The organism is Pseudomonas sp. FSL L8-0168 (genome assembly GCF_037976155.1).
In the GTDB taxonomy this organism is placed as follows: domain Bacteria; phylum Pseudomonadota; class Gammaproteobacteria; order Pseudomonadales; family Pseudomonadaceae; genus Aquipseudomonas; species Aquipseudomonas paracarnis.
This window is the reverse complement of sequence record NZ_CP150262.1, coordinates 587,297-599,763: the sequence shown is the minus strand read 5'-3', so window position 1 is coordinate 599,763 and position 12,467 is coordinate 587,297. Positions and strand designations below refer to the sequence as shown.

General features: G+C 56.6%; 10 protein-coding genes. 6 read left to right on the top strand and 4 right to left on the bottom strand.

Annotated features, from left to right (window positions below; translation table 11 throughout):
• Positions 1 to 17: 17 nt before the first annotated feature.
• Complete coding sequence (locus tag MHH62_RS02500) at positions 18 to 578, bottom strand: carboxymuconolactone decarboxylase family protein (RefSeq protein ID WP_032902407.1); 561 nt, start codon at positions 576 to 578, stop codon at positions 18 to 20.
• A 103-nt stretch (positions 579 to 681) separates the two neighbouring features.
• On the opposite strand from MHH62_RS02500, the gene MHH62_RS02495 reads away from it, so the two are divergent.
• The gene (locus tag MHH62_RS02495; RefSeq protein WP_032902408.1) at positions 682 to 1,587 is read left to right on the top strand and encodes an AraC family transcriptional regulator; all 906 of its coding nucleotides are present in this window, start codon (positions 682 to 684) and stop codon (positions 1,585 to 1,587) included.
• Here the strand turns inward: MHH62_RS02495 and MHH62_RS02490 are convergent.
• The gene (locus tag MHH62_RS02490; protein ID WP_058409930.1) at positions 1,584 to 2,495 is read right to left on the bottom strand and encodes a LysR family transcriptional regulator; all 912 of its coding nucleotides are present in this window, start codon (positions 2,493 to 2,495) and stop codon (positions 1,584 to 1,586) included. The genes MHH62_RS02495 and MHH62_RS02490 overlap by 4 nt on opposite strands.
• 116 nt (positions 2,496 to 2,611) lie before the next feature.
• Here MHH62_RS02490 and MHH62_RS02485 point away from each other — a divergent pair, with 116 nt between their 5' ends.
• The 5 genes from MHH62_RS02485 (at position 2,612) to MHH62_RS02465 (ending at position 8,332) form a co-directional block, all read left to right on the top strand.
• Positions 2,612 to 3,607: an aldo/keto reductase gene (locus MHH62_RS02485; protein WP_060767721.1), complete on the top strand. Its 996-nt coding sequence runs from the start codon at positions 2,612 to 2,614 to the stop codon at positions 3,605 to 3,607.
• A 133-nt stretch (positions 3,608 to 3,740) separates the two neighbouring features.
• Complete coding sequence (locus tag MHH62_RS02480; protein WP_038450277.1) at positions 3,741 to 4,199, top strand: SRPBCC family protein; 459 nt, start codon at positions 3,741 to 3,743, stop codon at positions 4,197 to 4,199.
• Between the two features lie 93 nt (positions 4,200 to 4,292).
• Entirely contained in the window at positions 4,293 to 4,739 is a 447-nt protein-coding gene (locus MHH62_RS02475) for a DUF411 domain-containing protein (protein WP_014718602.1), read from the top strand.
• A 3-nt stretch (positions 4,740 to 4,742) separates the two neighbouring features.
• Positions 4,743 to 5,183 carry a YqaA family protein gene (locus MHH62_RS02470; protein ID WP_032902413.1) on the top strand — a complete coding sequence of 147 codons (441 nt, stop codon included), beginning with the start codon at positions 4,743 to 4,745 and terminating at the stop codon, positions 5,181 to 5,183.
• Positions 5,184 to 5,305: 122 nt separating this feature from the next.
• Positions 5,306 to 8,332 carry a hypothetical protein gene (locus tag MHH62_RS02465; protein WP_339232380.1) on the top strand — a complete coding sequence of 1,009 codons (3,027 nt, stop codon included), beginning with the start codon at positions 5,306 to 5,308 and terminating at the stop codon, positions 8,330 to 8,332.
• Positions 8,333 to 8,428: 96 nt separating this feature from the next.
• Here the strand turns inward: MHH62_RS02465 and MHH62_RS02460 are convergent, their stop codons facing one another.
• Together MHH62_RS02460 and MHH62_RS02455 are read right to left on the bottom strand one after the other, a co-directional pair.
• Positions 8,429 to 10,333, bottom strand: a complete 1,905-nt coding sequence (locus tag MHH62_RS02460; RefSeq protein ID WP_050587225.1) for a hypothetical protein — start codon at positions 10,331 to 10,333, stop codon at positions 8,429 to 8,431.
• 17 nt (positions 10,334 to 10,350) lie between these two features.
• Positions 10,351 to 12,453 carry a hypothetical protein gene (locus tag MHH62_RS02455; protein ID WP_339232379.1) on the bottom strand — a complete coding sequence of 701 codons (2,103 nt, stop codon included), beginning with the start codon at positions 12,451 to 12,453 and terminating at the stop codon, positions 10,351 to 10,353.
• Between the last annotated feature and the right edge of the window lie 14 nt (positions 12,454 to 12,467).

The window sequence follows — 12,467 nt, the reverse complement described above, 5'->3', positions numbered from 1 at the left end:
GGTGGGCCAACGCCAAATCAGTTGGCCGGTTTTTCCCAACGGTATTGCGCCAGCTCCGGGTTCAGCGGGGTACGGGCAAACACGTTGGCGAAGTTGCACAGGGTTGCCAGGCTGACCCCCAGGATGACTTCCAGCGCGTGGCCGTCGGTGTAGCCGGCGGCGCGGAACGCCTCAAAGCCCGCGTCACTCACATCCCCACGGGTGGCGATCACCTCACGCGTAAAGGCGGCGAGTGTCTCATAGCGTGCGTCAGGCAACTCACCCCGGCGGCGCAAGGCCTCGATCACCTCCTCGGGCAGCTTCGCTTTGTTGCGGGCAACCGCGGTGTGGCCAGCGACACAGAAATCACAACCGTGGCTGGTGGCGGCAATCAATTGCACCACTTCACGGTCGGCCAGGCTCAGTTCTGCCTTGGCATTCAAGCCGGAGACGGTGATGTAGGTTTCCAGCGCGGCCGGTGCGTTGGCCAGTACGCCCAGCAGGTTAGGAATAAAACCCGAGGCTTTGAGCGCGTTTTCCAGGAAGGGTTTGGCGGCTTCCGGTGCGGTTTCAGGCGTGAGCAACGGTACACGGGACATGAAGTGGACTCCTGTTGGGTTTCAATGCCCCAGTCTGTTGGTTCTAAAAAAAGCGCTCAATAGGCTAAAGTAGCGATTACTTGCTCTTGAGTCTTTCCATTAGATGAATTCGTCCGATGTACTTGTCGATTGGTTATTAGATAGCCTCGAACTCAACACCAGTTTGTTTCACGTCGGCCGTTATTGCGGTGACTGGCACGCGAGCACCCACGGCCTGGCACAGGCGAGCTTCCATTTGATTGTGCAAGGCGAATGCTGGCTGCATATCGACGGCGATCCAATGCCCCACCACCTGAATAATGGTGACGCGGTGTTTCTGCTGCGTGACTTTGCTTTTCGCCTGTCCGGCCAAGCCACGGCAGCCGGTGCCCAGGAGTGCCCACGCCGTGCGATGCTGCCCCTCGACAGCACGGCCACCGACGGGGTGGGATTAGTCTGCGGTTTCTTTCACTTTCAATCCGGCTTGTCGACACTGATCGTCGACACCCTGCCCAGCTGGATCATCCTGCGCGCCGGCGACCCGTCGCTGACGGCCGCACGCAGCCTGTTCGAGTTGATCCTGCACGAATGCGCACGCACGCCAGCGCCCTCTTCCGCGCTGCTGGAGCGCCTGTGCCACCTGCTGTTCCTGTATGTATTGCGCCAGCAAGTACTCGACAACACCGAGCTTGGCGGCTTGGCGGCGCTGGGCCGGGCACCGGCGTTTGCGCATTTGCTGGAACAATTGATCGCCCGCCCGGCCGAGCCCTGGAGCCTGGAAAGCATGGCGGCCTGTACCGGGTTGTCGCGCTCGGCGTTTTTCAAGCGCTTCAGCGAATTGTGCGGGCAGTCACCCGGGCAAGTACTGCTGATGATCCGCATGCGCCACGCCTGTGGGTTGCTCAAGGCGGACCGGACCGTGGCCGAGGTTTCGCTGGCAGCCGGGTATCAATCGGTGGCGGCGTTTACCCGAGCCTTTCATAAAGTTACCGGGCAACAGCCTGGCGCTTATCGCAGGGCGCAAGCCTAGCCTTGTAAACCGGTGCCGGGCCGGGCGCACAACTGCACCAGCCAATCGACGAACACCCGCACCCGCTGCGACAATTGCCGATGGGGCGGGTACAACGCAGTCAGCGCCATCTTCGGCACGGCCACATCAGGGAGCACCTGCACCAGGGTGCCCTCGGCCAGTTGGCGCAGGGCGTGATAACGAGGTGCCTGGATCAGCCCGTAGCCGGCTTCGCACGCAGCGAAGTAACCGGCAGAGCTGTTCACGGCAACCACTTTCGGCAGGTTGATCGGATGCAACTCGCTGCCCAGCAGAAATTCCAGGCCAAACCGTTTACCGCTGGCACGGGAAACATACTCGACCATTTGGTGACCCGCCAACTGCTCCAGGCAGGTGGGCGTGCCCATGCGTTCAAGGTACGCGGGGCTGGCCAGCGTCAGTTGTTCCATCATCGCCAAGGGCCGCGCCACCAGCGATTCGTCCAAGGCCGGACCGCCCCGCAACACACAATCGACGCCTTCGCGAATCAAATCCACTGGCCGATCATTGAGGCCGATCTCCAACTCGATCTGTGGGTACAACGCAGTAAACGTTGGCAAAGCCGGAATGACAATCAAGCTCCCAATGCCTGAGGGCATATCAATGCTCAAGATGCCCCGAGGGTTCTGGCGCCGCGTGGAGAACACCGCCTCGGTTTCCTCAAGATCGGTCAGCAACTGCACGCAACGTTGGTAGTACGCCGCGCCATCCAGGGTCGGGCTGACGTGGCGCGTGGTGCGCTGCAGCAGTTGCACGCCGAGATGGGCCTCCAGTTGCTTGATCAGAATTGTTACGGAGGCGCGTGGCAATTGCAGGCTGTCGGCGGCCTTGGCAAACCCGCCCAACTCGACAATCCGAGTGAACACGCGCATGGCGTTAAAACGATCCAAGAGAATGCTCCTGTGGGAGATTGTTTAGATATTACGAACAGTGATAGCACTTTTAACGGGTTTATCTGCATTTTTTCAAGGGTAACAATGGGCCCCTCATCACCAGGAGCTTCCCTATGCACACTCGACAACTCGGTAAAAACGGCCCGCATGTGTCTGCCATTGGCCTTGGCTGCATGGGCATGACCGATTTCTACACGCCCGGCAGCGATACCACCGAAGCCACCGCAACCTTGCACCGCGCCCTGGAGCTGGGCGTCAACTTTCTCGATACCGCTGACATGTACGGCCCGCACACCAATGAGCAACTGATCGGCAAGGCTATTGCCGGCAAGCGCGACCAGGTGTTCCTGGCCAGTAAATTCGGGATTGTGCGCGACCCTGCCAACCCCGTATTGCGCGGGGTGAATGGCCGGCCCGACTATATCCGCAACGCCATCGACGGCACCTTGCAACGCCTGGGGGTGGATACGCTGGACCTGTACTACCAGCACCGTATCGACCCCGACGTGGCCATCGAAGAAACCGTGGGTGCCATGGCCGACCTGATAAAACAGGGCAAGGTGCGCTACCTGGGCCTGAGCGAGGCGTCCGCCGCTACTCTGGAACGGGCGCATAAGGTCCATCCCATCAGCGCCCTGCAAAGTGAATATTCGCTATGGAGCCGCGACCAGCAAGACAATGGCTGCCTCGCGGCCTGCCAGCGCCTGGGCATCGCGTTTGTGCCGTACAGCCCACTGGGCCGAGGCTTTCTCACCGGCGCCTTGAAGAGCCCGGATGATTTCGGCGCCGATGATTACCGACGCTTCAGCCCGCGCTTTCAGGGTGAGAACTTTGCGAAAAACCTGCGGCTGGTAGAACAGGTCAAGACGCTGGCGGCAGACAAAGGTGTGACGGCCGGGCAACTGGCGCTGGCCTGGGTCTTGGCTCAAGGCGATTACATCATCCCGATTCCCGGCACCAAGCGGCGCACCTATCTGCAAGAGAATGTGGAGGCGCTGTCGATTTCTCTCAGCGCGGACGAACTGGCTGCGCTGGATGCGATCTTCCCTGCCGATGCAACCGCAGGCCTGCGTTACCCCAAGGACGTGCTGGCCATGCTGGATATCTAGTGCCTGCTGGGAGCCCTTGTCCGGGCCGTTCTCAGCGGGATTGACGAACGGCCTGCCGACGCCCGTGCAAAGCGCGGGCGTCAGACTATCCTCACAGCTCCTAGTGTAAAAACCGCCACACAGGAGGTGTGTCATGCACGCGACTGAGCATTCGGTCCGCTTGGAGCAGATCAGTCAGGAACGCTTCATCCACACGCCGATCGAGGCGGTTTATGACTATGTGACCCAGCCCGACCGCTGGCACGAGTGGCACCCCACTTCCCTTAGCGCCGACACCGGCAACACCGGCTCATTGCCGATCGGCACGCGCTTTACCGAAATCATCGACCTGCTGGGCATACGCGTCTCCATGAGTTACCGCGTACAAATCGCCCGCCGCCCCAGCGAGTTCAAAACCGTGTTCACCTCCCTGGCGGTTGATGGTTCCATTCATTACTACTTGCGCGCTCATCAGGGCGGCACGCTGTTCAAGCGGGTGCTGACTTATGAAACCGAACTGCAACTGGCGTCTTTGCACGAGCGCATGGTCGCGTTGTCGGCGATTGCGTTGGACCGCCTCAAGCAGCGACTGGAAAACCAGCGCTTCGTATAATTTAGAAACATTACAACGGCGTCACATTGCAAACATACCCGCAAAAGCAGGGAGAATGCCCGGCTTATCGCCACGCCTTCAGTGAGACCCACGATGAAAACCCCATTGCGACTGGCCCTGCTCAGTGCCTTGTTCACCACTACCTTGGCCCAGGCCGCCGAGTTGATCCCCATCGACGTCCACCGCGACGCCAACTGCGGCTGCTGCAAAAAGTGGATCAGCCACTTGGAGAGCAACGGTTTCAAGGTCAACGACCACGTTGAAGCCAACATGAGCGCGGTGAAGCAGCGCCTGGGCGTCGCGCCACGGCTTGGCTCCTGCCACACCGCGGTCATCGACGGCAAATTCGTCGAAGGCCACGTACCCGCCGAGCAGGTCCTGGCCTTGCGCAAGCGCAACGACCTGCTGGGCCTTGCCGCACCGGGTATGCCCTTAGGCTCACCAGGGATGGAAGTGGACGGACGCAGCGAGGCCTATCAAATCATTGGCCTGACCCGAGACGGTAAAGATGTAGTGGTAGCGGACTACCCGGCTCACTGACCGGTGTTGATGGGTTACCTGGGGCTGTTCGTCGCGGCATTTGGCGCCGCGACGTTATTGCCCCTGCAATCGGAAGCCGTGTTGGTGGGCCTGCTGCTCAGCGGGCATTACAACCTATGGCTGCTGCTGGGCATCGCGACTTTGGGTAACGTGCTGGGCTCGCTGGTCAATTGGCTGCTGGGGCGCTCGGTGGAACGCTTCAAGGAACGGCGCTGGTTCCCGGTCAGCACCAGGCAGCTGGACAAGGCTCGCAGCCATTACGCGCGCTGGGGGCATTGGACGTTGTTGCTCAGCTGGGTGCCGATCATTGGTGACCCGCTGACGTTGGTGGCTGGTGTGATGCGTGAGCCGTTGTGGCGTTTTTTGCTGTTGGTCAGCGTGGCCAAGAGTGCGCGGTATGCCGCGCTGACTGTACTCACCCTGCTCCACCTCTCTGCTCAATAATGACCACTTGTCGCCACTGTCAATCCTGACAGCTAGACATCCGCTGCTGCCCAGCGCCTCATCACTCTTGCCCATGCGCCCGCGATTACTAGGTGCGTCTCTTAGTGCAAGGAGTGTTGACCATGCCGACTGATCCCATTATCCCACCTGATAAAAGCCCTCAATCCCTTCCGACAGGGCAAAGGGTTCATGTTGACTTAGATGAGCCTTATTCAAGGTTTTCTAAAGTGGACATGACTCCTTTTCCTGACGAACCCTATGATTACGGACTAGGTATCCGCCAAGTAGTGCCTCATCTCACCATGCTGTTCGAGCGCTGGGCGACACTCAATCAGTTTGATGAATACCAGCTGTACACGGACAGGGATACGCTTCCGCTCGCCCGTGATTCAGTTATTTCGACCACAGAGGCTCGTTACCCGCTGCATGTACCTGAACACAATGTTCCTAGAGGCGAAGTCTTTATCAAAGGACGTGTCGTGCGTGTAGGCCCTGGCACCCCCAGCGATTCACCCGGGCAATTTATTTACGTCAAGACCACTCGCCCGGGCGGGGTCAGTAAAGACCCAGAACCGGGATTGCCCGGATGGCATGATGGGCTGACCATGGAGGTGGAGGGTTTTGCAGAAGGTGAGCCTATTAAGCCTGCTGATATCACCAATGGATTGTGGTGTGTCATACACCCGTATCTCCATATGCGCAGGAATGATCTTATCGATCTGCAGTGGGACGGTATCGAAGTTAAGCAGCGGTTGACCCAAGCCGACGTCGACGCCGGGGAAGTCAAAGTACATGTTCCGAAGGATATTATTACTCAGGGTAGCCTAAAAGGATCAATTACCATCAGGTACCGAGTGATCGACTTTGTGGAGAATATTTCTGGTGGTGAAAAATATCAGTTTTCCAAGCCGTACCAACTTATCAGTGAACTAGATCCCAACTTACGTAGCGCACCCGAGTTCCTCATAAATGGAACTGCGGCACCACAGGTAGATTTTGATAGAGATCACGCCTCGCAGTTCAGTGTGAAAGCACGCCCCGATGTGATCCCCCCTCCCATTCCGGCCCCCCGTCACCTCGTCACCGTTACCTTGAGGGCGACCCTGGCGGATGGCACGACGAAATCCTTCGTATTAGATAGCGTAGAAGACCAAAACATCGGCGAGACCATCACGTCGGTTCCCGCTGAAATCATCTTTGAAATTGTAGGAGGATCGTTCAACGCATCTTACGAATGGCGTGACAGCGCCGGCAATACACTCGGGCAATCAGCCAGCATCATGATCGTGGTGGTGGGCACGCCGGTAAGGATGCCGCCGCTCACCATCGAACCGATTGAGTTGGGGTTGATTGACCCTGATCATTACTGCGTAGCCCACATCCCCCACGACTACATTCCGTATGCGTTCGATTTATGGGAAACCTTAGTCATAGAGGAAGTCGTGGCCGGCGGTGGTGGCGCTTACTACGAGCAGGGCGAGTTGGCGGGCGAACCGGGTGGCACGCGATTGATCTCCCAAGCGGTACTACAAAGGTTCAGGGGGCGCAGCAATGTCGTTGCTTATTACCTGGTCGACGATGGCAAGGCAAAAAAACCGCCTGGCCTTGGCGTACTCACCGTTCGAAAATCCGTGGAGCTGGGCATCCAGGTCGGTGCACGCAACCCTACAATGCCGGTGGCACGGCTAGAGGGCAGCATTGGCAATAACATCAACCCAGAACATGTGATAGGGCCAACGGTACGGGTGATATTTACTTATACGGGCACCCAAGACAAAGACGTCCTTCACTACACCATACTGGGTTCCAAACCTGACGCCTCGCTCCATGGCACGATCAACATTAATACAGGCACAGAGGGCAAAGAACTGCCATTAGCGGTGCCGCGAGATATCGTTGACCGTAATAACGGCGGTACCCTGACTATCACCTACAGCCTGCTGCGCAAGGCCCCCCCCGAGCAAGTGCTACGCTCCGAGGTACTCAAGCTTACTGTGGGCGCTGGAATCAATTTGGGGCGTCCTGTTATTCGAGGCGCCTCTGTTTTCCCTGACCAACTGAACCCTCTGGCAGCGTTGGGCGGCACCCAGGTGATCATAAGATTCCCAATGCGCGACAACGAGGATATTTTTCTGGATTGGCTGACCGCTGACGGCACCGGCAGCACCACTGTAGCGGTCAAGGGTAACGCGACGACCCAGGAAGTTGAGGCGCCGATACCGGAGCGCATCATCGCCGAGGGAATCCGCGAGGCCAATCATCGAATAAGCGTGCAGTACCGTTTCTTGCGCGACGCAATTCCTTATGAGTCCGAGATCGTACCCCTGGATCTGCTGACGCTCACCGGGTTGCCCAATACCTATATCGAAGGTATCGGCGATGTGCCTGAACTCCAGCTCTCTCGGTTGACTGCCGGGGCGCGTACCATAACGCCCACTTGGCATTTTATTCATCCTGTTTGCATCGTCTGGCAAGACTTTTATGGCACCGACACGAATGGCCTTCCATTTCACACAAGCACCTATACCGGTGAACCTTTAGGTGAAGATGGCGCGTTAATCGGCTTGAACCGCCGCGCACCGGTAGAGCAATTACGTTTGCTGATGGACGGCTCGCCCCTCACGATTCAAGGTTGGGTGGCGTTGAGCGGTGTCCCCGACATCACCAGGGCCATACCGCTTCCCACTAAAACCTATACCGTACGAGCGACCTATTTCAGTGATTTGACGAATTTCTTCAATTACGACCGCAATGGCTGGGAAAACATTCTCAACGCAAGAGGTGAGCTTGCGGTGGAAGGGGCTGAAAACATTTGTTGGCGTACCAGCAAAACTGCAGGTGAAACCGTGCAACCAGGTCTACAAAAAACCTACCTTGATCTGAAGGTAAACACGCGCTATGAGGTTAGTTTCTATTGCAAGGTTTCCGGCACGACTTCTATGACTACTGCACGCCTTGAGTTGGGAGCGATGAGCGCGGCCAGGTCGGTGGAGCCGAATCGAAACTGGGCAAAGGTCAGCCATGTGTTCACTACACCCGCTGCTCCGCCCGTGCAAAATCTCACTGCCCGCCTTTCACTCTCAGTCGGGACCGCTGCTACGTTTATGGTGGATCAAATTGTCGTTCAGGAAACTTCCCTGGTGACATGAATACATGCGATGAGTAAATGAGAGGGGATGTTGAGAGGCAGTCGCACAGTGGCTGCCTCTTCTTTGGGTGTAAGCCGGTTGAACCCTTCCGGATGACTAATCGTTGCTTTCGGCTGATGGGTCGAAGTATTGGTTATCCACATTGCCACCCCATAACACATAGGTACCATCGGTGCGTCGCGCGGCAAATGAAGGGTCGTTATGAACGGGCCTTGGCGGTGGAGGGTTTCCAACATAAGGGAATCGTTTTATCGAGTACAATTCAACGACATTGCTGCGCACATAATCAGCCAACTCGGGAGGAATTTCACCCGCATCCTCCATCCGTAGAGTGGCGCCCCATACAGACACGGCCCCTTCCGTTCCCCCCTGGGTGGTAATCACCCCATAGGCCCCGTTGGTGCAGTAAACATCCCGTATGAGGCTGGCCATTAACGTTTGCCGCAGCGCAGCACTCATTTCGCCGCCAGACGTATGAAGGCCATGCAAAACAATCGCATTGGTCCTGCCGTCATCGTGGCGACTGAGTAAGAAAAAACTGTGATCATTGGCATATAAGCTGAGATGACCATCCACAATAATGGCTCTGGACGACACGTTTTTGTGTTGTCTCTGCGGCTCCTTGTTTGTGCCAGGCCGGGGCGGGTCACCTGGGACTGCATTAGCGCCGTTAAAGGCCGCCTCAAACTGCACTTTTACCTGAGGTGGTATCGGATCGCCCCCGAATCCGATGGCCCCCCACGCCTCGGCCTGACCCGATTGGTTAGCGATCACAAATGCCCAACGGTTGGCCGTGCAAAGAATGATATTGCCACGCAAGGCCAAGTTGGCCGCACCGTCAGACATGTTCCCGCCTTCACCCACTCTCCCCCAACTGACAGCAATGCGACGCCCTCGGGTGATGGCGCAGAAGGCTGTCGTTGCCGCGATCACCGATTCGATCCCGCCGTCATTGAGGATCTGACGCAATTGTTCAACGGGAATGGTGCCGCCGCCCGTCGTATGTCCCCATACAGCAAAATCGCCATCAGCGGTTATGGCACAGAAGGAAATAGCTGTCGCTACAATCCGGGTAATAAACATCGAGTTGAGCTGGTCCCGAACGGCGGGTGGTATCGTGCCGCCTTTGTTCGGATCACCCCACGCATACACACGGCCGTTCTGGGTTCGCACAGCAAAGGCGTCATCTGCCGCGTAAATAGCCAAGGGTGGGTCAAAGAGCAATGCTTGATGAATAGCATTGGGGATCGTGGCAATGGGATTATTTACTGGACCAATTGCGGCAATACGGTTGGCCCCGGCAGCGGGGTTACTATAAATAACAGCGAAGCCACTTCGGGTGCTGTAAACAGAGCGAATGCCCTGCAAGGGTGGCAACGTGGCGGGAACATCGCCCCCCCAACACAACAACTGGTTAGTACTTCCCAGCGGCACCAGCGCCGCGAAACTGCGTTCGGACGAGAACAACCGAACGGCCTTGTTATTTTTCAAAAAACTGATTATTTCGGGTGGAACCGGTAAGCCCCATCCATTTTGCCCTTTTAGATGAACATCGCCGCTGGAGGGGTCAAGCAATGCAAAAACGCCGCCCGTGGAAACAAACAACCTGTCAGTGGGTTCGGGCACGTGAAATGAAAAATTACCGCGCTGTTTTAGATAACATGCTTCGTTTTCTTCATCAGAAATATTTTGAAAATCCGAATTTATTGGATAAAGCGGGGATTTAGCCTCTTCACCCAGCGCGCCGTCAGACGATACGGGAACCACCGAAAACTGTAGAAATTTCCCACCGTCCGCTGCTCTCAACTTTATGTCCAATTGCCCTTCGTCCGTCAGGCGTTCACCATTGATATACCAATAGAATTTAGACAATCCTTCTGGGCTACCCCCATTGCTGTTGTAAAGATAAAAACCATGTACGGTTGCGCCGACAAAAACATCCCCCACCACTTGAACATGAGTGGCCTCCGGGATCACAAGTTTAGCCTTGATTTTTTTCATAGCGTTCTCCAAGCACTTCATAGGGCGTAGTTGGATGTAACAATGAGAGGGTGCTTCGAATGCAAATCTTCGTTACAAAGACCAAGGTCGCTTGCAAATAACCCGCGCAAGCGCGGGTTATAAGGTTCATCCAAGCGGCTGTTTTTACGTATCGTGCTCCCGAGGGTCGTAATGTTGGTTTTTACATTGCCGCCCCATAACACATAAGTGTCATCGGTGCGTCGCGCAGCAAACGAGGGATCGATGTGCACAGGTCTTGGTGGTGGCGGTGGAGGCGGTGGTGGAGGTGGCGGCCGAGGTGGAGGATCGGGCTGCTTCACATAGGGAAAACGCTTGATGGAATATAGCTCCACTACGTCACTGCGAACATGCTCGGCCAGTTCAGGCGGTATTTCTCCGGCATCCTCCATCGCCAGCGTAGCACCCCAGACTGAAACGGCCCCGACTGTGCCCCCCTGAGTGGTAATCACACCGTACGCCCCGTTGGTGCAGTACACGTCGCGGATCAAACTGGCCATCAATGTTTGCCGAAGTCCCTGGCTCATGACGGCCCCATGGCTAGGGTAGCCGTGCAGCACGATCGCATGAGTTCTTCCATCGTCGTGACGACTCAACAGAAAGAAACTGACATCGTTGGCATACACGCTGATATTGCCTTCCAGCACAATGGCGCGGGACGAAACGTTAGGGTGGTGCCTCGGCTTTTGCCCTTTGATAGGCGAGCGCTCTGGCTCCCCCGGCACGGCGAGAAGGTCCGTGGGCGATACGTTAGGATCCGCGCTGATCCTGAAGGCCTTCTCTATTTCCCGTTTCACGTTGTTGGGCAGTGGAGCACCACCATAAAGCGCTGCGCCCCACGACTCCGCCTGGCCTGAAGCATTGGCCATCAAGAAAGCCCAACGATTGGCCCTGCAAAGAATGATATTCCCACGAACAGCCAAGTCTGCCGCACCGGCCGACATGGTTCCGCCCTGGCCGGCTGCCCCCCAACTGTAGGCCCGACGAGGGTTTCGAGTGATGGCACAAAATGCGTTCTCGGCGGCAATCAGCGATTCAATGCCGCCCTCCTCAATAATTTTACCGTACTGGACAACTGGGATGACGCCACCACCACCGGGGTTCCCCCACGCTACGCAATCACCATTCTTGTCATCGATGGCGCAGAACGACATCGCCGTTGCCACAATCCGGGTGACAAACATTGCGTTCAGTCGTCTCCTGACGTCATCGGGGATGATGCCGCCGTTGTGAGGATGCCCCCAAGCGTAAACCTTACCGCCACTGGTTCGCACGGCAAATGCATCATCTGTCGCATAAATGGCCTCGGGTTGATCCCATACCAGCGCTGATTGAATCTCATCGGGCACAGTGGAAACGGGCCTGCCCACCGGACCGATGGCAGCGATTCGATTACTGGCACCCTGAGGGTTGCTATAAATGATCGCGAATGCACTTCTTGTACTGTAGACCGACCGTACGCCTTGCAGCGGCGGAAGGGTTGGTGGAATGGTGGGCCCCCACATCAACAACTGGTTGGTACCGCCCAATGGAATGAGCGCTGCGAAACTCACCTCTGAAGAAAACAACTTGATTGCCTTGTTGTTTTTCAGAAAGTTCACAATCTCCGGTGGCACCGGCAAACCCCAGCCTGTCTGACCTTCCAGATGAACGTCACCCGTAGTAGGCTCGAGCAGCGCAAACACCCCGCCCGTAGAAACGAACAGCCGATCCGCAGGCTCCGGAACGTGAAAGGAAAAGTTGCCGCGCTGCTTCAGGAAACACCACTCATTTTCATCGTCCGATATATTCTGAAAGCCTGAGATAACTTTATAGGTTTCAGAAAAACGCTCAATACCTCGCGTACCGTCAGACGCAACAGGAATGACCGAAAACTGCAAATACTTACCGCCATCCGCGGCTCTTAGTTTCAAGTCCACCTGGCCTTCTTTTTCAAGTCGTTCGCCGTTGAGATGCCAATAAAACTCAGACAATCCCTCTGGGCTGCCACCGGCGTTACTGTAGATATAAAACCCTCGCACGGTAGCGCTGACATGCACATCACCCAAAATCAGAACCTGGGTTGCTTCCGGCACAGTGTCGGTAGATTCAGTTATTTTCATAATACCCTCCAACT

Bases quoted from the DNA above. Each gene is read 5' to 3' on its own strand.
- MHH62_RS02500 (WP_032902407.1), bottom strand. From the start codon at position 578: ATGTCCCGTGTACCGTTGCTCACGCCTGAAACCGCACCGGAAGCCGCC.
- MHH62_RS02495 (WP_032902408.1), top strand. From the start codon at position 682: ATGAATTCGTCCGATGTACTTGTCGATTGGTTATTAGATAGCCTCGAA.
- MHH62_RS02485 (WP_060767721.1), top strand. From the start codon at position 2,612: ATGCACACTCGACAACTCGGTAAAAACGGCCCGCATGTGTCTGCCATT.
- MHH62_RS02480 (WP_038450277.1), top strand. From the start codon at position 3,741: ATGCACGCGACTGAGCATTCGGTCCGCTTGGAGCAGATCAGTCAGGAA.
- MHH62_RS02475 (WP_014718602.1), top strand. From the start codon at position 4,293: ATGAAAACCCCATTGCGACTGGCCCTGCTCAGTGCCTTGTTCACCACT.
- MHH62_RS02465 (WP_339232380.1), top strand. From the start codon at position 5,306: ATGCCGACTGATCCCATTATCCCACCTGATAAAAGCCCTCAATCCCTT.
- MHH62_RS02460 (WP_050587225.1), bottom strand. From the start codon at position 10,333: ATGAAAAAAATCAAGGCTAAACTTGTGATCCCGGAGGCCACTCATGTT.
- MHH62_RS02455 (WP_339232379.1), bottom strand. From the start codon at position 12,453: ATGAAAATAACTGAATCTACCGACACTGTGCCGGAAGCAACCCAGGTT.